The 20,334-nt window shown below is 50.3% G+C and carries 21 protein-coding genes; 15 read left to right on the plus strand and 6 right to left on the minus strand.

Annotated elements, in window-relative coordinates:
• Positions 1-410 precede the first annotated feature (410 nt).
• Positions 411-866, plus strand: coding sequence for a conjugative transfer protein MobI(A/C) (mobI, locus tag CWO84_RS14315; protein WP_101053395.1), 456 nt, complete (start codon positions 411-413; stop codon positions 864-866).
• 470 nt (positions 867-1,336) lie between these two features.
• Positions 1,337-2,587, plus strand: a complete 1,251-nt coding sequence (locus CWO84_RS14320) for an IS110 family transposase (RefSeq protein ID WP_033159462.1) — start codon at positions 1,337-1,339, stop codon at positions 2,585-2,587.
• Between the two features lie 395 nt (positions 2,588-2,982).
• On the opposite strand, the gene CWO84_RS14330 is transcribed toward CWO84_RS14320, so the two are convergent.
• Genes CWO84_RS14330 through CWO84_RS14340 form a run of 3 tightly spaced genes read right to left on the minus strand, consistent with a single transcriptional unit; the run spans position 2,983 to position 4,896 of the window.
• Positions 2,983-3,876 (minus strand): poly(3-hydroxybutyrate) depolymerase, encoded by an 894-nt coding sequence (locus CWO84_RS14330; RefSeq protein ID WP_101053411.1) that lies wholly within the window; start codon positions 3,874-3,876, stop codon positions 2,983-2,985.
• A 45-nt stretch (positions 3,877-3,921) separates the two neighbouring features.
• On the minus strand, positions 3,922-4,527 hold the full coding sequence (locus tag CWO84_RS14335; protein WP_064044749.1) for a hypothetical protein: 606 nt from the start codon (positions 4,525-4,527) through the stop codon (positions 3,922-3,924).
• Between the two features lie 42 nt (positions 4,528-4,569).
• Positions 4,570-4,896: an EthD family reductase gene (locus CWO84_RS14340; RefSeq protein WP_033159460.1), complete on the minus strand. Its 327-nt coding sequence runs from the start codon at positions 4,894-4,896 to the stop codon at positions 4,570-4,572.
• A gap of 117 nt (positions 4,897-5,013) precedes the next feature.
• Here CWO84_RS14340 and CWO84_RS14345 point away from each other — a divergent pair, with 117 nt between their 5' ends.
• Positions 5,014-5,889, plus strand: coding sequence for a LysR family transcriptional regulator (locus tag CWO84_RS14345; protein ID WP_036276725.1), 876 nt, complete (start codon positions 5,014-5,016; stop codon positions 5,887-5,889).
• A gap of 278 nt (positions 5,890-6,167) precedes the next feature.
• Here the strand turns inward: CWO84_RS14345 and CWO84_RS14350 are convergent, their stop codons facing one another.
• Positions 6,168-6,746, minus strand: coding sequence for a TMEM175 family protein (locus tag CWO84_RS14350; RefSeq protein ID WP_036276723.1), 579 nt, complete (start codon positions 6,744-6,746; stop codon positions 6,168-6,170).
• Between the two features lie 622 nt (positions 6,747-7,368).
• Here CWO84_RS14350 and CWO84_RS14355 point away from each other — a divergent pair.
• Both CWO84_RS14355 and CWO84_RS14360 read left to right on the plus strand, forming a co-directional pair.
• Entirely contained in the window at positions 7,369-7,875 is a 507-nt protein-coding gene (locus CWO84_RS14355; RefSeq protein ID WP_205800383.1) for a DUF6398 domain-containing protein, read from the plus strand.
• Positions 7,872-8,366 (plus strand): hypothetical protein, encoded by a 495-nt coding sequence (locus CWO84_RS14360; RefSeq protein ID WP_101053401.1) that lies wholly within the window; start codon positions 7,872-7,874, stop codon positions 8,364-8,366. Before CWO84_RS14355 ends, CWO84_RS14360 begins: the two co-directional genes overlap by 4 nt.
• Before the next feature lie 650 nt (positions 8,367-9,016).
• Here the strand turns inward: CWO84_RS14360 and trfA are convergent.
• Both trfA and CWO84_RS14370 read right to left on the minus strand, forming a co-directional pair.
• Positions 9,017-9,886, minus strand: a complete 870-nt coding sequence (gene trfA / locus CWO84_RS14365) for a plasmid replication initiator TrfA (RefSeq protein ID WP_033159458.1) — start codon at positions 9,884-9,886, stop codon at positions 9,017-9,019.
• Between the two features lie 10 nt (positions 9,887-9,896).
• Positions 9,897-10,247 carry a hypothetical protein gene (locus CWO84_RS14370; protein ID WP_240618060.1) on the minus strand — a complete coding sequence of 117 codons (351 nt, stop codon included), beginning with the start codon at positions 10,245-10,247 and terminating at the stop codon, positions 9,897-9,899.
• A gap of 245 nt (positions 10,248-10,492) precedes the next feature.
• On the opposite strand from CWO84_RS14370, the gene mobH reads away from it, so the two are divergent.
• From mobH to CWO84_RS14420, 10 genes are all read left to right on the plus strand, one after another.
• Positions 10,493-11,497: a MobH family relaxase gene (mobH, locus tag CWO84_RS14375; RefSeq protein ID WP_165786331.1), complete on the plus strand. Its 1,005-nt coding sequence runs from the start codon at positions 10,493-10,495 to the stop codon at positions 11,495-11,497.
• The gene (locus tag CWO84_RS14380; RefSeq protein WP_240618061.1) at positions 11,472-13,178 is read left to right on the plus strand and encodes a TraI domain-containing protein; all 1,707 of its coding nucleotides are present in this window, start codon (positions 11,472-11,474) and stop codon (positions 13,176-13,178) included. The genes mobH and CWO84_RS14380 overlap by 26 nt, the downstream gene beginning before the upstream one ends.
• Positions 13,175-15,019, plus strand: a complete 1,845-nt coding sequence (gene traD, locus CWO84_RS14385) for a conjugative transfer system coupling protein TraD (RefSeq protein ID WP_101053403.1) — start codon at positions 13,175-13,177, stop codon at positions 15,017-15,019. Before CWO84_RS14380 ends, traD begins: the two co-directional genes overlap by 4 nt.
• Positions 15,016-15,648: a DUF4400 domain-containing protein gene (locus tag CWO84_RS14390; RefSeq protein WP_101053405.1), complete on the plus strand. Its 633-nt coding sequence runs from the start codon at positions 15,016-15,018 to the stop codon at positions 15,646-15,648. Before traD ends, CWO84_RS14390 begins: the two co-directional genes overlap by 4 nt.
• A 200-nt stretch (positions 15,649-15,848) precedes the next feature.
• Positions 15,849-16,970, plus strand: a complete 1,122-nt coding sequence (locus tag CWO84_RS14395) for an inorganic phosphate transporter (protein WP_033159454.1) — start codon at positions 15,849-15,851, stop codon at positions 16,968-16,970.
• Positions 16,971-16,989: 19 nt separating this feature from the next.
• Complete coding sequence (locus CWO84_RS14400; RefSeq protein WP_033159453.1) at positions 16,990-18,033, plus strand: methyltransferase domain-containing protein; 1,044 nt, start codon at positions 16,990-16,992, stop codon at positions 18,031-18,033.
• On the plus strand, positions 18,024-18,641 hold the full coding sequence (locus tag CWO84_RS14405) for a sigma-70 family RNA polymerase sigma factor (RefSeq protein ID WP_033159452.1): 618 nt from the start codon (positions 18,024-18,026) through the stop codon (positions 18,639-18,641). Before CWO84_RS14400 ends, CWO84_RS14405 begins: the two co-directional genes overlap by 10 nt.
• A complete protein-coding gene (locus CWO84_RS14410; RefSeq protein WP_033159451.1) occupies positions 18,634-18,834 on the plus strand; it encodes a zf-HC2 domain-containing protein in 201 nt (66 codons plus the stop codon). Before CWO84_RS14405 ends, CWO84_RS14410 begins: the two co-directional genes overlap by 8 nt.
• Positions 18,835-19,133: 299 nt before the next feature.
• On the plus strand, positions 19,134-19,451 hold the full coding sequence (locus CWO84_RS14415) for a hypothetical protein (RefSeq protein WP_033159450.1): 318 nt from the start codon (positions 19,134-19,136) through the stop codon (positions 19,449-19,451).
• A gap of 25 nt (positions 19,452-19,476) precedes the next feature.
• Positions 19,477-20,325: a transporter gene (locus CWO84_RS14420; protein WP_133120689.1), complete on the plus strand. Its 849-nt coding sequence runs from the start codon at positions 19,477-19,479 to the stop codon at positions 20,323-20,325.
• Positions 20,326-20,334: the final 9 nt, after the last annotated feature.

The raw sequence follows: 20,334 nt of genomic DNA on the forward strand, positions 1-20,334 counted from the left end.
AAAAGCGATCGCAGAATCCGACCGTAACTGCAGACGATCGCAAATTCGGCGTCAACTGCAATCGGCATCCCATGTCGGTTGCCTAAAATGCCGGCGTTATTGCGAACGGGCGATGGCCCGCAAATACTAATAGGAAATCGACTTTCGATTTGCCTACGCTAGTAGGGAAACGTGGCAACGGTAATCGACCTGAAAGCCGAAGTTATTTCCTAGGTAGGCATGAGTCACGCCGTTTTGACAAGGCAATGCCTAAATGAACCATTCAGAAAATGACAGTGATATGCCTACTTCGGTAGGCATTTAAGGTGCAAAACCTATGCACTAAGGCGCTTTCCAAGGCTCGCAATGAACAGAAAATCCCGTTAGGCATTATCCATGTCTATCCCTACAGTTAAGTAATAGGAAAATTCATGTCCAGCGAACAACCTGTCAACAGTCAGCTCAATCTTACTGAACAAGACCTGCTGCATTGGATCGAAACCCGGTGCGATCATCTCCAGGCGCAAGCCAAAGTATTGGTTGATGATTATTGGCGCCAATTGAAAAGCCAGCGCCAGAAACACAGCAAAAGCGAATCGGGCCGAATCGGCGTCCGCATCCGCTGCCGGGAAAACCAACGCGCTTTCAGCATTGAGTGGTACCGCATGGCCACGTTGCGAAAAAACGGTCAAACCAAGCCCATTGCGCAGTACGTTAAGAAAGGCCGTGGCTATCGTTATCCGCTTGGCAACCTGCTGAAGGGCGAACCCGCCTGGGAGGCGGAATTAGTCGAAGAACTGGAAACCGAGTTTGCCCATATCCGGCAACAGCTCGATCGACTGGGAAAAATTCGAGATGCGGTGCAGCGTTATTGCAGGGTAATTTAAGCCGAAGCCAATAACAAATTCATCGGTTGAGATTGCAAGATTACGAGCATTGTTCCAATGGGCTTGCTTGAAAGATAGGCCCCGGTACGGCGATTACCTGTCGGTCGGGATGGCCATTAAATTCCAACGATTAACACATCCTGAAATCGATTCGAATGTCCGGAATTCGGCGAGCAAATTGAAATTATCACTGTGTCATAACGGCCAAATATAGTCTTTCCGTCCTGTTTTCAGTAATAGTAAGCAAACTGGCAGGTAGCTGCCAGTGAAAGCAGGACATGCACTTGCAAGCTACGAATAGTTCGGCCATAACATTCGATGTTCACCGGTTTTATTTCGAGCTCGCAGGTGCGCTTGTGATCGTTAACGAATACTCAGGGCTTGCCGTAGCATCGGCTCACCTATATTTCTTTCGCAGATCCCAAGCAGGCATGCCCCTTAGACTTTATTTGTTATGCCGGAGATCAGTTATGAAGAGTCCTACTAATCAACCTTTTACCGCCTTTATTGGTATTGACTGGGCAGACAGGAAACATGACGTTTGTGTCCAACCAGCAGACTGTGAGAGGCGGGAGTTCTTAGTCATTCCGCATAAAGTTGAAATGATCAATGACTGGGTGCAATCTTTAATCCAGCGCTTCGGCTCGCCCATCGCAGTGGCTGTTGAATTGTCGAAAGGCCCGATTGTGTCGGCACTGCAGAAATTTGATTGTTTTGTCATTTATCCAATAAACCCTTCAACCCTGGCCAAGTACAGACAAGCGTTTACGCCCAGCAGGGCAAAAGACGATCCGACAGATGCGGAATTTGCCGTTGATTTACTGTTGCGTCATTCCGGTCGTTTTAAACCCTTACAACCTCAAAGCATTGAAATACGGGCATTGTCATCTCTGGTAGAGCAACGCAGAAGCCTGGTTAACGATAAAATCCGTATTACCAATCGCTTGCGCTCTGCCTTCAAGCAGTATTATCCGCAGGTGTTGGACTGGTTTGACCATATCGACACCCCGTTATTTTGCGATTTTATCCGGCATTGGCCAACGCTAACGCAAGTCAAACGTGCCAGAAAGAACACGCTTGAAACATTTTTCAATCAGCATAACATGCGGTTTGCCCAACTGTTGGCAGATCGAGTAGAAGCTATAAAAACCGCGACACCTTTGACCTCCGACGACGCCATCATTATCCCTTATCGGCTTCAGGCGCTGGTATTAATTGAACAGTTAAGCGTTACCCTGGAAGGTATTAAGCAATTTGACCAAGAAATCGAGAATATCGCCCGCAAGCATTCTGATTACCCCTTGTTTAGCGCATTGCCTGGGGCTGGACCTTCGCTCGCACCCAGACTGTTAGTCGCATTTGGTGAACAAAGAGAACGATACCCGAGCGCGGCAGATTTACAAAAATACGCTGGCGTTGCTCCAGTGACAGAGCGCAGCGGTAAAAAGCATTGGGTGCATTGGCGCTGGCAGTGCCCGACTTTCCTACGACAGACGTTTACAGAATGGGCGGCACAGACGATCAACAAATCCTTCTGGGCAGGCCAATATTATCAGCAGCAGCGCGCAAAAGGCTGCACCTACCAAGCCGCAGTACGAGCTTTGGCATTTAAGTGGATTCGCATCCTTTACCGATGCTGGCAAACAGGCAAACCTTACAATGAATCCACCTATCTAAAAGCTCTCGAGCACCGCGGATCTCCATTGCTAAAACAGGCTTAAAAATAGTCAAAATATCTTGACGGACTAACTCAGGGCGTGAACCGGTCGGTCGGGGTAACTTTCCAATTTAGTAAATTAAGGCAACCCGTGACCCAACCGAATGTCAGGTATTCGGCAAGCAAATCGACTTTATGACTGCGTCACTAAGGCCAAAACCCGCCGCTCGGAGTAGCTATCCGATTTTAATAATTAAGGCACCATGTAACCCAATCGGCTGTCCGGTATTCGGCTTCGTTTTGGGTCGTCGTTTGATGGCTCTAGGCTCAATACGTCCAGGTCGGTTGTCAACCAACTGTTCAGCCACTAAAAGGAGCAGGCAGACCCGAGAGGAATCCGGGTGACCGTTTGCTTTCGGGTTTACCTTTGCATCCATTACGATTCATATAGAGCCAATTTCACTTTGCCCGTGGGCTAACTTGAGTCGCTGACACAAAAAACTCGACGATATCCTGACTTCGCTCGGGCCAATGTGAATGGATGTTATCACCTTCACAGTACAACGTTTTTACGCCCCCGGCACACCCTGAATAAGAGGAGCAACCATTTGCGATTTTATCCGGAATAGGATCACATTTATTACAAGCTGCCCACCAACCCACCGCTTGCTGACCATAACCAGGAAACAGGCGATCCTTGCTGCTGTGCATGATCATAACCGGCAAGGGCTCGGGGCATTTGCGGTCGCGTAAATCATCATACGCAACCCCTGCTGCGCTCGGCGCAATTGCACGTGGGATGTGTCGTGTGCCAGTCATAAACGCTAATGCCATTGCCGAAGTTCCTCCATCGGAATGTCCCGTAACATAGACCTGTTTTTCATCAATACACCACTTTTTGGCCATTAAACTGGGAATGGTGCCTAATTCTACGGTAGTGCTGGGCGATAATTCCGGGTGATCCGCATAGGCCACGATGAAACCGGCTTGGGTAGCAGGAAAAGTGAACCCAGTTGTTTTTTCGGTTTTAGCCCGATTCGATCCGGCCGGAGAAAATACCAGTAATAGTGGGTGGGCAACGGATGCATCATAATTGGCTGGTGTGCGGACATTGTATTTGATGCCATTTTCGGTTTCTTCACCATAAGTCTCTCCAGCGTCTCCACTGAGTTGATCAGCTTTGCAAAGACGTTGCAGCATCTCAGGTCGATACACGGCCTGCCCCAATTCTACCGAGTCGCCGCTATGATCCATCAAAAGCATGACAACCATTACTAATATCGGTAACCCGAATAGCACTTTCTGCCAAGAATTGGTTCTTAAAAGAAAAACCTTTAATTGAGCCATATTCATAGTCATATTCCCCCTAAGTACGTTTGACTCGCCTGCACCATTCGCTCATGCCCCAGGTGAGTGATTGGGCGCTTCCTTATTCGCTAACTTCATTACTATATAAGCCAGCAACAACAAGCTTCCGATCATCACAATCTGCAGCATATAGCCTTTTCCCGGAACCGATTCCAGGCCAACAGAGAACGGAATATGAGTATCAAGACGCTTATCCTTGTCGACAATAGCGATGTGTGCCAAATAATTACCAGCACCATATTGACTAAAATCGACCATACTATCGAAAGTACCGTTTTTAACTTTTTTCGGCTGCTGATAAAAAACCCTTTGCCCTTCAGGTTCTTTGGTGATTTCGAATTCCACGCTGACATTGCGCAGACTTTTACCTTCGTAGTCGAACACCAAATTAGTTGGGCCGATTTCGGGAATGATGCTGCAATATTCCCGATCCCCTGACAGAGTCGGGGTATAGGCCGTGAAATGGACTCGTTCAAAACCAACCCTCGTAACGCAAGCATCGGCCTCGTCAGGCGCACCTCGATGCGCTTGGGCAATAGTTGGCATTAATCCGACCCAAAAGACAACAGGCAGCAGACCCAGCCACCTAATGCGCTTATAAGCCACCTTTTTTAGTTTGTTGATTGAGTTAGACATTGATTTGCCTCCACTGTGATTATGTTAAATCCGATGGTCGGATTAGAAATCAAAGGTTTCCACCTCGGAGATCAGAAACAACGGCTCACCACCGCTAGAAATCTCAACGGCATGCTGAGCTGTTTCTTGACCGCCTGGTGAATTCAGACAAGCCTTTAATTCGGCGAGCGATGGAAAATAAACCTCGGCAATTCGATGAAACTGCGCTGCAGATTTGTCTACATTGGAAAGAATCAATGAGGCGACAAATCGTGTTTTGCCGGCCAGCTTTTCGACAGCCATCGGCACATGCTCATCAGCATAACGACGTTCAAAAGTTTTTAAATCTGTTGGCGTAGGGTACATTACGATTAATTTTGCAGTTTTCATAGGAATATTGAATATTTATTTGATTGGACGTTTATATTAAATAATGAGTTAGGAAAATAGTAAAATACCAATTTTCTATGAAACAATAGGTTTTTCCTATTCAAAAAGGGGCAAACTGTGGAAATGCAACAAATTCGCTATTTTCTCGCCGTCTGCGATAAAGGTTCGTTCACTCGCGCTGCACAAGCAACCTATGTGGCCCAACCCTCGCTGACCCAAGCAATTAAGAAATTGGAAGAAGAACTTGGCGGTGAGCTATTTAGCCGAGACCGCAGCGGATGTCGGTTGACGGCTTTAGGACGTTTGGTCGAACCTTCTATACGTGAAATAGTGCGCAAGACGCAAGCTCTCAAAGCTGAGGCTGTGCGTTTCAGCCGCTTAAATACTGTGCCACTTCGCATCGGCGTGATGACGACCATTGCCGCACACCATTTAAGTCCATTCTTCACTAACTTTCAGCAAGAACGACCCCATGTAGAACTGGAATTAATTGTCGACAGTGAATGCAATCTATTGAATCAACTTGATGAAGATGGCCTGGATTTAGTTATCAGCGCACCAACATCCTTACTGGCAGAGCATTACCAGTCTTTAAAGCTTTACGAAGAACGCTATGTCGTTGTCTTCAACGACAAACACCGTTTCAATCAAATGCAACAAATTGATTTAGCGACCATACAAGCTGAACCTTACTTGGATCGCCTGAACTGTGAATTGCGTGAAACACTGAGGAGTGTGTGCCAGGGACGGCAGGTCAATCTTTATGCTGCCTATAGAAGTAATAGCGAAGAGTGGATACTGAGTATGGTACGCGCCGGCATCGGTGTTGCGCTAATGCCGGAATTCACCATCACCAAAAATGCAGATCAGATTCGAGTTCGTTATCTGTCAGATCCGGAAATTCGTCGCACCATCTGCGCTATATTCCCACCCACATCGGCCGCAAAACCCGAAGTGGCAGAAGTATTGAAAAGTCTGCGGATGAGTTTTTAAAAAATCACTGGTTAGGCAAAACTAAATCAAAAGTCCGATTATGGCGTTTAAAGGGGTTAGGAAACCTCTGATTATTGCAGTTTTTCAAGAAAAATTGACGCGCAAGCCATTGTTTTAATGGGTGCTGAAGCAATCGGCCAGAAAGCCGTCATACATGTTTCTCAATAGCTGACCTGCAAATAGGCTTGAGCAGACCTTCACCAACTCAATTTATTGTTGAAGGTTACAATGAAAAGCCCAGTTTTATTTGGTCAATTGCTTGGCAAATCAAAATCCTTTTAATATTCATACATCACGTTCTCAATACGGCGATCTGGCACTAACCATAGCAATGCGACCAGCACATAAAGCCCTTGAGCTAACCATGGCGACCAAAACGTGCTTAGTGTCGCTATTAAGTAAATCAATGGTGAGGATTTACCCTTCCAGTCGCTACCGACAGCTCTTTTTAATAGCGAATTTGTCCCTTGTGAACCGATGATGAGGTATTGTAATAATATGTAAGCGATTGCTGCCATCAATAGAACCACGCCGTAAGCCATCGTTGGTATAGCCGCAAAGTGATTTTCCCCCATCCAGGCAGTTGTGAACGGAAATAACGATAACCAGAACAATAAATGCAGGTTTGCCCACAATATCGAACCAGTGACTTTTTGGCATGTATGCAGTAAATGGTGATGGTTATTCCAGTAAATGCCTACATAGACGAAGCTCAACACATAGCTTAAAAGCACAGGAATCAAAGGAATCAGCGCATTGATGTCCGCAGTATGGGGTACTTTCAATTCCAATACCATGATGGTGATAATGATGGCCAGTACCCCATCACTGAATGCCTCCAGCCGACCTTTACCCATGTCTTACCTCGTTAACGTACTGTAGTGATGGGTAGCTATTATTACAGCCTATGGTTACGCACTGTTTTTTAAAATACAAAATTCAATTGGGCTCTTACATAATCGCTATCATGTCCACCTTCAGTAATCACTTGTCCCGCAAAAAATGGGTGTAAGTAAAACCGAAGGAAAGGTGTTTATTGATTTCTCACTCTGTGTTTGCCGAAATGGCGAGGGCTCGATATTGGCAGGCACCCTCTATATGTGGATGTCGCAAAATTGGCCGTTGGATGCGGTCGCCAATGGCCGCTTTGTAGATCTCCAGTTCCCAGGCGCTGGATTTAGCTGACTGACTGGTTTGGAGAAGTGCGACCGTCAAGTTTGGGTCGGTTTGGCACTGTGACGACCGGCTGCTTCCAGGCACCGGAATTCAATGACGGCTTTCGGGGGATGAATCTGAAGAGAATACGGTCCTTTGGCGATCCATTCTTGCAGGCCGCGTTTCTTCAAACCGATCAGCCAGGCAAATTCAGATTTTGTGGTGATCCAGCTTTTTGGGAATTTGTATTATCATGAGGATAAATAAAGATGGCTATTCCATCGCCATCCAACCAGCTATTTATCCACTAATATCCTCGTCATGATGACTGAAAAAGTTCCGAAATCCATGGCAGACAAATTTGCCGCTATCACTGCTTTAACGGATTCATTCTGTGAACAGCATTTGAACGATGAATATCGGTCAATGATCCACCGTGTGGTTGGTGTATTGGCTAGGAAACGACCATCGCCACTTCTTAAGGGTAGAGACAATGTTTGGGCTGCCGCTGCCGTTCACGCGGTTGGTCGTACCAATTTTTTGGATGATCCCAGTCAATCGCCGCACTGTAAACCGAAAGTAATTTATGAGTTTTTTGGAATTGCGGAATCCACCGGACAAAACAAATCGAAGGAAATTCGCGATCTATTAAATATGGGACCAATGTCGCCGGATTGGACTCTTCCCAGCAGTCTTGCTGATAACCCTATGGTGTGGATGTTGCAGGTCAATGGCTTGATTGTTGATATTCGGCATGAATCGCTTGAATTACAACAAGCAGCCTACGAACAGGGATTGATTCCTTTTATACCAGCAAAGGTGGAAAAGTGAGTCGCATCTCTATTGATACTTTGAAAGTCGCAACATTGAAAATTCAGGCTATGGATTTTCGACAAAAAGAGCTACTACTCGATGAAATTTATCAGAATCAGCCACACATGTTGGGCTTGGTTTTGGTTCAACAAAAGCTCGGTGTTTCTCTTGAGAAGATGGATTTCCTGCTAAACATCCTACTGAATTGTTTCCAGGCTATGAAGGATTCTGGCTTGAAATGGATGAAAATTACTGAAGATGAAATTGATCGGCAAATGAATCGCTTTGTGGCGACAGTCAATTTCGCCAATGATTTGGATAACTCGCTTCAAAACCAGTTAATTCAACAGTATGCCGAAGGACATCACGAAATTGCTTTACTGGCTTATGTTCAAGCTGAAACAGAGAGTTGGTTAAAGCGCATTAAACCCGAAGAAAGTGATAAAAACCTGATTATTGCTGCAATGACCTTTGTAAACTGTATTGCTTCAGCCCGATTGGTTTCATAAGCTAAAAGTACATTATGACTCTGTTGGTTAGGGTTACTAGTAAGACGCCAATGGCCGCTATGTGAATCTCCAGTTCCGATGCTCTGGATTTGGCTGACTGGCCGGTTTAGAGAAGTGCGACCGTCAAGTTTGGGTCGTTCTGATACGGTCGCCAAGGACTGCTTTGTAGCCCGCCCGTTCCAAGAATCTGGCTTTGGCCGACTGGCCGGTTTGGAGAAACGCTACAGTCAGATATGATCGTCACAAGACAACCAAGGCGATTCCATATAAGCCCAGTGACAAACTCCTCACTAGCATTCGTTTCAAAAAAGAAATCCTTGCTATCACCAGTCCCTATATATAGATTAAAAAAAGATTATATATAGATTAGCACCCTCAAATTTCAGCGCAAGAGAATTGCTGAAGCCCACGAATAGCATGGCCTGCGGCGATTTCACAACTTACTCGAAGCGTCGGTCTAATGCCGTGTTAAACGTCGGCCTAATGCCGTGCTTTCTGTCGGTCTAATGCCGTGCCCGTCGGTCTAATGCCGTTACCTTGTCGGCCGAATGCCGTGCCTCCGTCGGTCTAATGCCGTATCCGCGTCGGCCTAATGCCGTATCGAGAGGCTTCGACCGACCCAAAATAGCGTCGGTCTAATGCCGTGCTTTTTAGTGCTGCTGGTCGTCGAGAAAACGCTGTTGACTGGGCGTCGGCTGGCGTTTGATTTTCACCATGTCATCAGCGAATTCAAAGCTAGCCAAAGTGCCAATACTCACCAAGGCCTCCAACGCTTTACCCAACCGATATTTGAAATCACGCAGGGTTTTCGCGCCACTGCCGCTGAGTCGGTGAATGGTGGTAATTTTCATCGGAAACGGCGCAGCATGAGACGACAAAAAACCGTGTAACCATAATGCCAAGGGTTGCTTGCGCAATTTCTGCCGCTGCTCGAATTCGATGTAGGTATAGCCCTCCTCGAACAGACGCAGCATGGATTCGGTCAATTCCACTACGTAACGCTGCGTCCGTTCATCACGGTAATAACGCAAGAAGCCTTTTTCACCGAAGGCATCCCGGCCGTGAAAGGTGATTTCGACAAAAGCGCCGCCCAACCGGGCCATCGATTCTTTCAACCATTCATGTTGGCTTTTGCCGCTACCGCGCCCCAATGCCGACAACAGGGCATGGGCGCTGAAGGTCACGCTAAATCCCGGTAATTGTTGCCGGGACAAATGCACGATCTGCATCCAGACATCGAGGTCCGATTGATTGAGCTGTATACCGAGGTAACGAACCTCAATGCCATCGACCGCAGCCAGCAGGGTGCGCTTTTTGTAGGCAATGCGCTCCTTGCCTTGGATGCCGGCGAACAATGCGCTCCGTAAACAGGCATTGGGCGTACCGCGAATTGCCGATGGCCAATTGGGTAGTGAAGTCATGGGTTCGACGACCCGCAATTTGGCCTTTTTCCGCTCCGTCAGAGATTGAAAACGTTCGGTGAGATTATCGAGCGAATGGTTGGTGGTATTTCTGTCCATGACGACCACCTCACTTCTTCAAGCTGCCTGGATGACAACCATGACTCAAAACGTTGTGCGGAATTGGCATGGTTTTGACTAACGCCTGCTCCTCCGATGTCATATCGAGCTGATGATGGCAATATTTTCGCCAGGCGCGTTCGATGACCTGTGCATCGTCATCCGGGCTATCTGGGATGTGGGACGTGCTGACATTAAGGACATGGCCCGCTGCGTCGTCACTTGCCACGTAAACGCCAAGCGGCTGATCGACTTGCCTGACAACGTGTTCAATCGATGCTGACCGAAATACCGAACCGCCCAATCCTCCTGGCTGCCAAGCATTATCCAGGCGCCAGGGTTGTTCAGATGGAACCGTCACAATCGATTCGATAACGGTCTCGCTTACGGCAGCATCGGGATGATTTAGCGAAGTACATGCCGTACCGCACACTGCGGACACAAGACACTGGATTACGAGCGATTTGGATTTCATGAGAGCTCCAGGGGTAATTAAAGGGAGCTCGTTACACTAAACACTCTTTTGCCAGGCCTGCTTGCAGCTGACGTCGAATTCGTCGCCAGCTGCAAGCGACGATTGAAAAATTCCCGGCAAGATGCGGCGTTATGGAAAATACGCCCTCGACTCTCATTACCCGCATCCGCCAACGTTTATTTGGCGTCGAGTCCGCGCCTGTCGGTCAGGTTGCGACAACGATTGATGAGGACGTGCCGCGTTATCCGCCGTTCATGAAGGGTCTGCCGGCTGCACCTGTGGAACGCATCCTGTCCAGTCAAACGGAGTTGATTGTGGCCATCGAACAGGCGCTGGCCCTGCCGGATAGCCTTTATCAGAGCATAGCCGCGCCGGTCATCCGTCGCTATGCCGCCTTCAGCCACTTGTTGCCTGCGTCGGAGTCACATCATCATCGCGGCGCCGGCGGCTTATTTCGGCACGGATTGGAAGTCGCCCATTGGGCCACTTTGGCTTCTCAAGGCAGTTTGTTTGCCACGTCAGCATCCCCCAAAGAACGAAAAGCACAAGAATTACGCTGGCGTCTGGCGGTCTGTTTTGCCGGGCTGTTGCATGACATCGGCAAACCGGTCGCCGATATCGCCGTGGTCAACGCACAGGGGCAACATACCTGGAACCCTTGCGATGAAAACATCACCGACTGGGCTTTGCGAAATGAGATCGACCGATACTTTCTGCGCTGGCGGGATAACCGCCATAAACGCCACGAACAGTTTTCGGCCTTGGTGATCGAGCGCGTCCTGACCCGCGAAGCCCGCACACGAAATGAGATCGACCGATACTTTCTGCGCTGGCGGGATAACCGCCATAAACGCCATGAACAGTTTTCGGCCTTGGTGATCGAGCGCGTCCTCACCCGCGAAGCCCGCACATTCATTCTGGAGTCTGGCCCCGACATCATGCAGGCCATGCTGGAAACCATTAACGGTTTGGACCGCGGCTCCAAAGTTTACGCACTGGTGATAACCGCCGACTGCAAAAGCGTTGAACGTGATTTAAAAGCGCACTACCAAAACATCGACTCGGCCTTGGGCATGCCGGTGGAAAAGTACCTGTTCAGGCCCCGACATCATGCAGGCCATGCTGGAAACCATTAACGGTTTGGACCGCGGCTCCAAAGTTTACGCACTGGTGATAACCGCCGACTGCAAAAGTGTGGAACGGGATTTAAAAGCGCATTATCAAAACATCGACTCGGCCTTGGGCATGCCGGTGGAAAAGTACTTGTTCGACGCCATGCGCCGATTGGTCAAGTCCGGACAATGGACCGTCAACGAAAAAGGCGCTCGGCTATGGCGTTTTGAGGATGGCCTGCATATCGTCTGGCGTGCCGGTGCGCAAGATATCGTCACATTGCTGACCAAGGACAAAGTTCCCGGCATTCCGCGTGACGAAGACACCTTGGCAGACATTCTGATCGAACGCGGCTTGGCAATCCCTAAGTCCAGGCCGGATGGTCGGCAATACCGTTATTGGCAAATGCAGCCTGAAGGCTTGGACAATCCGCTGTATCTGTTGCGCTTGAAATCCGCGGAACTCATTTTTAGTGGCGAACCTCCGCTCGTGGTCACAGCCCGCGAAGTCAGCGAACCGGATGCGACCATCGTAAAAACCGAACCGGTTACCAGTCAGGCACCGCAAATCAGCAAACCGGCAAAAGCCAAAAATGTCGCGGTTCTGAAGCAATCCCAACGCACTGACAATCCGAACCCAATTGAGCCAAAAGAACCGCAGATAGAAGCTGCTCATGACACGAGCACTGAACTCGATCTACCGGTCCTCAAATCGGCACCAGGCATTTTGAATTCCTTGCCACCAGATCCCGATCAAGGACTGTCGCAATCAAAATCAACTGATGACGCCCCTTCGCTGTGTCAGACAGAGCAACCGAAAAACACACCGCCAGCCAAAGCGATCAACACAGAAAAAGCTGATTCAGTGGCAAAACTCGATCTCTCCACGACGGATACGAAAAGCATCGCTAATCCAGTCGACAGCGCCAAGTGCTGGTTGGAAAATCACGGCGATGCCGGTCAATGGCTAATGGACATCACCAGCATGCTCAATCAAGGCCAATGGCAGTTAGGCCGCGATCTATTGGAATTCCAAGACAAATACTTGCTACCGTTTCCGGCGACGGCTGAAAAACTCGCCGTCGATCCGCCCCAGTTCATCAAAACCCTGGAGGACAGAGGTTGGCTGGTGACCGACGTCCTGTCGCCAATGCGCAAGGTACAAAACATCCAATCGGTCCGCGGCGTCCTGCTGGCATTGGAACCGAGTTTGGCTTTGAAGGCATTATTGGAGTCCCAAGTCAAAGTCACGCCGACAGCGCCATCTGCGCAAACCCCAAGCAGCAATGCTGACAAGACCGGAGATCGAATTAAATCTTCTCAGCCTCAAAAGGAGGCCTTTCGAGAGCCTAAGCCTGTCCGGTCCAAACCAAACGCAACAGGCAAACAAAAATCGATAAACGGCAACGTGTCAGACGGTTCGGTCAATTCCGAGCCAGACAAAGCAAACGCTCCTCTAACAACCTCACCGGTAAAACCCGGAACAATCGACTTGCTGATCACTCATGTGCGGCAACAAAACATTCCGTCCGATGAATCATCGCCAGACGGTCACTGGCACACAGTGTCCAATACCGAGCTGGAACAATTTCTGATGCAACATCCGATGATCAAACGCACTCGCCTGATGCTGGATTTCGCCAACCATCCGGACTGCCGCGCGGTCAGTGCCACGGAAGGCATCCAGGTTCGGTTACGCCCATGAAATCCGATTACGACTACCAGTTTCCCTGGCGGCCGATCTTCGAGGTGTATGCCATCAGCGGCTGGCTGGGCGGGGCTGGTCTGGCGTATCTGACCAGTCGCTGGTCGGGTTTGCCGCGCGAACCCTTCGATTGGTTGATGACGGCGTGCGGAGTGATGGCGTGTTGGCGGCTGTCGCCGGCATTGAATCTCTGGTATCGCAAACGCCGATTGCGCCAGTTTCGGTTCCAATACCTGGATGCCGAAAGGCTGGTAGCGATGGTGAAATATCATCCCGAAGCCTTGTGGTTCGGCTGGGGATTCGATTGGGTGCAAAAGCATGCGCAATTGGCCTACGAGATTTTGAAACGCGATGTATCGACCTTGATACCCAGCGATCATCAACGTATGGGCTCGGCCTGGATTCATGGCTTGGAAGTGTCCGAAAGCGATATTCGTCAGCCCTTGCAGCATACCGCCGGTCATACGCTGCTGGTCGGTACCACCGGTGCAGGTAAAACGCGCGCCTTTGATGTGTTGGTGACGCAAGCGGTATTGCGGGGCGAAGCGGTGATCATCATCGACCCCAAAGGCGACAAGGATCTGATGACCTGCGCCAAACGTGCCTGCGCCTTGGCCAAGCGTCCGGATCGTTTCGTGTATTTCCACCCGGCGTTTCCGGAAGACAGCGTCCGACTCGATCCCTTGCACAATTTCAACCGGCCTTCGGAAATCGCCAGCCGCATCAGCGCCATTTCGCCTAGCGAAAGCAGTAACGATCCGTTCAAGGCGTTTGGCCAAAAATCGCTGGACAACGTGATTCAAGGTTTGATGGTGATTGAGGAGCGACCAACCCTGGTCAAGCTGCGCCGTTATCTGGAAGGCGGCCCTTCCACGTTGGTGATTCAGGCCTTGGAACGCTATTTCGACAACAACCTGGGTCATTGGCGGCAAGAGGCGCGGCCTTACCTGAAGAATGCTAAGGACGTCGATTCCAAAGCGGTTGGCTTGGTGCGGTTTTACCGGGAGGTCGTACAGTATCAATTGCCGAATTTGGATCTGGAAGGCTTGTTGTCTTTGTTCGAACACGACCGGACGCATTTCAGCAAGATGGTCGCCTCCTTGATTCCGATCATGAACATGCTGACCTCCGGTTCATTGGGACCTTTGCTGTCGCCGAATCCGCACGACGTGGACGATCTGCGGCCGATTACCAATACAGGTCACATCATCGAAAAAGCCCAGGTGGCTTACATCGGCCTGGACTCGTTATCCGATGGCATGGTGGGCAGTGCGATTGGTTCGATTCTGTTAGCCGACTTGGCCGCCGTCGCCGGCGATCGCTACAATTATGGCGTCTCGGATAGACCCGTGAATGTGTTTGTCGACGAAGCGGCCGAAGTCATCAATGATCCCTTCATCCAAGTGTTGAACAAAGGCCGTGGCGCCAAGATTCGTTTGTTCATTGCCACCCAGACCTTTGCCGATTTTGCCGCCCGTACCGGTTCCCAAGACAAAGCCCGGCAAGTGCTGGGTAACGTCAACAACCTGATCGCACTCAGGATCATGGACAGCGAAACCCAGCAGTACATCACCGACAATCTGCCAAAAACCCGCTTGAAGTACATCATGCGCACCCAAGGCGTGGCCACCAGTGCAACCAATCCCACGGTGTTTTCCGGAAATGTCGGTGAGCGCCTGATGGAAGAAGAAGGTGATTTGTTTGCCCCGCAGCTACTCGGACAACTGCCGGACTTGCATTACATCGCCAAGTTATCCGGCGGCCGGATCGTCAAAGGTCGCTTGCCGATCCTGCGGTCGGAACTGGATCGACAACGGAATCGACAAGGTGCTAGCTCATGACGCGCAATCTGTTGTTCAGCCTGATGCTGTGGCTACTGGAAGTGATCCTGGTGGCCAGCTTCGTGTCCGACCGCTGGACGCGGGAACTGCAACGCGCCGAAGATCAAATGATGATCGGCTATTTTGGCGCCGATAAAGAATCACAGATCAGCCATACCGCACAGCGCTGGTTTGATCGCCTGTTCGTCAGCACCGGTATCCGAGAAAGCGTGTTCCGCTATTTCATCCCAACCGAGCGCGAACGCCAGATGTCGAAAGGCTTCGAGGATGTGGGACGTAACGATTTATTTCCCTTTATCGAAAGCCGACTGAATGTGCTGTGGGACACGATCTTTCAAATGATCAAGCGCCTGACCACGGCGTGTATCTGGTTACCGTACCTTGCAGCCGCCTTGCTACCGTTTGTCGTCGACGGACTGGTGCGGCGCAAGATCAGTCAGACCAACTTCGATTACCCCAGTCCCATGGCGCATCGCTACAGCCTTTATCTGATTCTGGGCGCGCTGTATCTATTGCTGGTCAGTTTGACCTTACCGTTTCCGATTCCACCGCAAGCCGTGCCGGTAGGCGTTTTTGTCGTGGCCTACGCCGTCAACGTGCTGTTGGCCAATACGCAAAAGCGGGTTTAGCCATGTTCAACACAGCGTCATTACAGCTCCGTGATAGGCCTTTTCAAGCAATATTGGCCTATCTGAGATCCAGGGGTTGCAATATCTAATAACATCCTGTGGTTTACAACTTATTACACACCGCAAATTTTTTGTAAGGTTTCACGCTCCCCAGACGACTCATGGCCGTTAGAGTCGATTTCATCATAGGAGCGTTACCGATGTTGACAAGTTTGCTATTCCTCGGCGTTTGCTTTCTGGCCTATGCCAACGGCGCCAACGACAACTTCAAAGGGGTGGCCAGCTTATACGGCAGCGGCACCGTCAGTTTTCGACAGGCGTTGGCCTGGGCAACGCTGACGACCTTGGCGGGCTCGATGGCGGCGCTGTTTCTGGCCCAGACCTTGCTGATCAAATTTTCCGGCAAAGGTCTGGCACCCGACGATTTGATTCACACGCTGCCGTTCATGATTGCCGTTGCGGGCGGTGCGGGAATGACGGTGATTCTGGCCACCCGTCTCGGTTTTCCGATTTCCACGACCCATGCCTTGTTGGGCGCCATGGCGGGCAGTACCTTGTTGGCGACCTCCGGCAGCATCAGCCTAGCGCCTTTGCTGAGCAACTTTGTGTTGCCGTTGTTACTCAGTCCGTTCGTGGCGTTATTGTCGGCCGGGCTCCTGTATCGAAGCCTTAAGCTGTGGCTTGGCCGCCGGGCAAGCCATAACGACTGGTGTTTATGCGTTGAAAGGCCGGACAGTCTGGCGCTGGCCGGTAACGTCAATATGACCATGGCAATCGATTCGACATTGATTCCGTCGCCAAGCCTCGATCGTCAAGAGGCTTGCGCCGAGCGGCAAGCTAGCCAGATTTGGGGTTTCAGTCTTGAACGCCTGCGCGACGGCCTGCATGTTTGCAGCGCCGGCGCGGTTTGCTTTGCCCGCGGTTTGAACGACACGCCAAAAATTGCCGCGTTGTTGTTATTGGCGCCGGGTTTCGATCTGCACGGAATCATTGTCGTAGTAGCGATTGCGATGCTGTTGGGCGGGATATTCAATGCGAGACGCGTCGCCGAGACCATGAGCCACAAAATCACGTCTATCAGCCACGACCAGGGGCTTTCCGCCAATCTGGTGACGGCATTTTTGGTTATTTTTGCCAGCAAACTGGGCATGCCGGTTTCCACCACCCATGTATCGGTCGGCTCGCTGTTCGGCATTGGTCTGGTGAACGGCCAGGCCAATAGGTCTATGATTGCAGCCATTGCCTTATCGTGGCTATTGACGCTGCCCTGTGCGGCCATCTGTGCCGCTGCGGTGTATTACACAGCCAGCCATTTTCAATAATTTTTATTTAGGATCAGCCATGACCACCACCCTCGAAATCAGCGAATCTGTCCAGCACTATTACGGGCAGGTATTGCAGTCCAGTAGCGACCTGAAAACCAGCGCCTGCTGTAGTATCGACGCCATGCCGACTTATCTAAAAGCACTGCTGGCTGGCTTGCATCCGGAAGTGCTGGAACGCTTTTACGGCTGCGGTTCGCCGTTGCCGCCCGCATTGGCAGGCATGACGGTATTGGATTTGGGCTGCGGCACCGGGCGCGATTGTTATCTGCTGTCGACACTGGTCGGGCCGACAGGCCGAGTGATCGGCGTCGATATGACACCGGAGCAACTGGAAGTTGCTGTGCGGCATCGCGAATGGCATGCCGAACGCTTCGGCTTCGCCAACGTGGAATTTCTGCACGGCCATATCGAAAACCTGCACACCGTCGGCATTGCCGATAACAGCATCGACGTCGTGGTTTCAAACTGCGTAATCAACCTGTCCCCGGAAAAACCCAAGGTACTGGCGGAAATCTTCCGCGTACTGAAGCCGGGCGGCGAACTGTATTTCTCTGACGTATTTGCCGACCGCCGCATTCCCAGCGAATTGCGCCAAGACCCGGTTCTACTTGGGGAATGCCTGGGCGGCGCCTTGTATTGGGAGGACTTTCGGCGCATCTTGCAAGATTTGGGCTGCCCCGATGTTCGCAAGGTCAAACAGAACCCGATCAGCATTGACGATCCCGAGGTGTTCGGCAAAATCGGCATGGTCAAATTCGACTCGGTGACAGTGCGCGCTTTTAAAATGCCGTTGGAGGATCGCTGCGAAGACTTTGGCCAAGTCGCGGTCTATTTAGGCAGCATAGAGCAACACCCACACAGCTTCGAGCTGGATGACCATCATCATTTCGAAACCGGCCGTCCGCTCAGGGTTTGCGGCAACACTGCCGACATGCTGGCCGCCAGCCGTTACGGCCGGCATTTTCAAGTGTTGGGCGATAAATCCACGCACTTTGGTTTGTTCGATTGCGTGCCGGGGCCGCGCAACACCATCACCCAGGCGGACGGCGCATGTTGTTGAAAAGCGCGCCCGTTACGGCACCCAGCTTGAGCGAAGCCGTGCTGTCTGAACACCGTCCGGTGCTTTTTCGTTACGCCTTGCTAAAACTGCGCGATCACGAACTGGCCGACGATGCAGTGCAGGAAACCTTGCTGGCCGCTTGGCAAACAGCGGCAGCCTACCAAGGCAAAGCAGGCCTCAGAACCTGGCTAATCGGTATTTTGAAACACAAAATCGCCGACCACTGGCGGCACAGTGCCCGCGAAGTCGTCACGACTGAATTCGATCAACTCGATAACCCTGACGACGAAGCAGACGAAGACGTGTTTTTCATGAGCAATGGTCACTGGAACGGCGGCCCCACCACCTGGAACGATCCCGAAGCGGCGCTCAAGCAACAGGAATTCTGGGCCATTTACGAAACGTGCCAGAACAATCTACCGCCGAAAATGGCCAAGGTATTCATGTTGCGCGAGTTGGTCGGTCTGGAAGCCTCCGAAGTCTGCGGAGAAACCGGCTTAAGCGACGCCAATTATTGGGTTACTATGCATAGAGCCCGATTGCGGCTGCGTGAATGCCTGGAAGTTCGCTGGTTCAATCAGTCAAAAAAGGAGAATAATCATGCGTAGTTGTCGCGATATTACCGGCCTGGTGTCACAGGGTATGGACAAGCAACTTAGCTTAGGCGAACGTCTGGCGATTGGTGCGCATGTGATGATGTGTTCCCGCTGCAGAAACTTTCAAAGTCAAGCGCATTTCATCCGCACAACTGCTCAGACTTACTTGGAGCGGCTCCAAGATGAGTCAGAAAAAAAATCATAAATCGAGGCCAACTACTCTATGGCAGGGTTCGATAACTCTATCACTCTGCCACTTCAACCCATTCATTTATCCGAATAAATCCGCTCTATCGCAGATTTAAGTCGCATCCAAAAAATATATTTAATTTTTGTTGTAAGGAATAGCAATTTGCGGCGACTAATTTTCGGAGTCCGGCAGCTATTGATATCCGCAGTTTCAAATCACGCTAGGTCCTTTTCGAGGATTGATATTAATCCCGCAAGTACGCGCTCCGTTTACCCGTTCATCCACTGTAATTGACCTGCATAGGGAGATATTAAATGCAATCCTTCTTTTTTCGCACGATTTTTATCTTAATAACTTTGGTTGTCAGCAATGATCTTGCATTTGCATCTGGCTCGTATAGCACCGGCGGTGGTGGCGGTGATGCGAACCAGGCTTACAACTTGGGTAAGTCAGCGGTTTATAAAAAATTAGCCTGCTCAAGCTGCCCTTTGGCCGGTCAGGAAATCGATGCCGCCAAAGCGACAGAAGTCATTCAATCCTTAGCTAATAAACCGGAACTCGCTGAAAAGCTGTCTGAAGTCGAGCGCGAGGCGGTGACCGTATATCTAAAACGTCGTTACGAACTCGACTAATCCAATGGAATAAGGAATGTTAACTATGAATATTCATCGCCCGCTTAAGCTCGTTATTCTTACGTTGTCCAGCTCTGTTCATGCTGCAAGCAACCCCTGGCTACCTGAACCAGGTTCCCTAAACACTGTTCTTTCTTATGTGTTCCAAACCGCCGATGACTTTTATTTTGGCGATACGAAGGCCGAACTGCCAACAGACCTTGATCAGCATACGGCAAGTTTATATCTGGAATACGGACTTACCGACAATATTGCCATTGACGCACGGCTAGGTTACGCAGCCAGCGATTTTCTTAAAACAGGGGCGGATGGCCCCAGCCCTTTCGCAGATAGTTTGGACGGCCTGACCGACACCAACTTAGGGATTCGGTGGAGGGCATTGGATGAGCTGGTCGGGGATTGGGCAACAGTTACATTGCGTGCTGCGGGGATTGTAGAAGGCTCATACAAGACCGGCGCCATCAATGCAATTGGTGATGGTGCTTCGGGGGGTGAATTTTCAACGTTGATCGGCCGTTATTTCGAAAATGGTCTCTCGCTTTCAGCCGAAATAGGTTATCGCACGCGCAATTCCCCAGTACCGAACGAATTCTTTGCAAATCTGCGGAGCGGGTATGCGATTACCTCCAAACTGGGTGTTGGTGTTTCGTACCAAGTAGCCGAGTCTCTCGGTGGCATCGATATTGGAGGCCCTGGCTTTACATTTGCCCGCTTTCCAGCGCTTAACGAGGACTCGCAGATATTTGGGCTTGATTTAAGTTATCGAGTAACACCAAAAGCATTTGTATCAGTTAATTATGGAACCACGCTCACTGGAAGAAATACCAGCAATCAGGACATCGTTGGGGTCAATTTTGGCTACAGTTTTTTCTAGGAAGCAAGA

This window comes from Methylomonas sp. Kb3 (assembly GCF_002834115.1).
Classification (GTDB): Bacteria; Pseudomonadota; Gammaproteobacteria; order Methylococcales; family Methylomonadaceae; genus Methylomonas; species Methylomonas defluvii.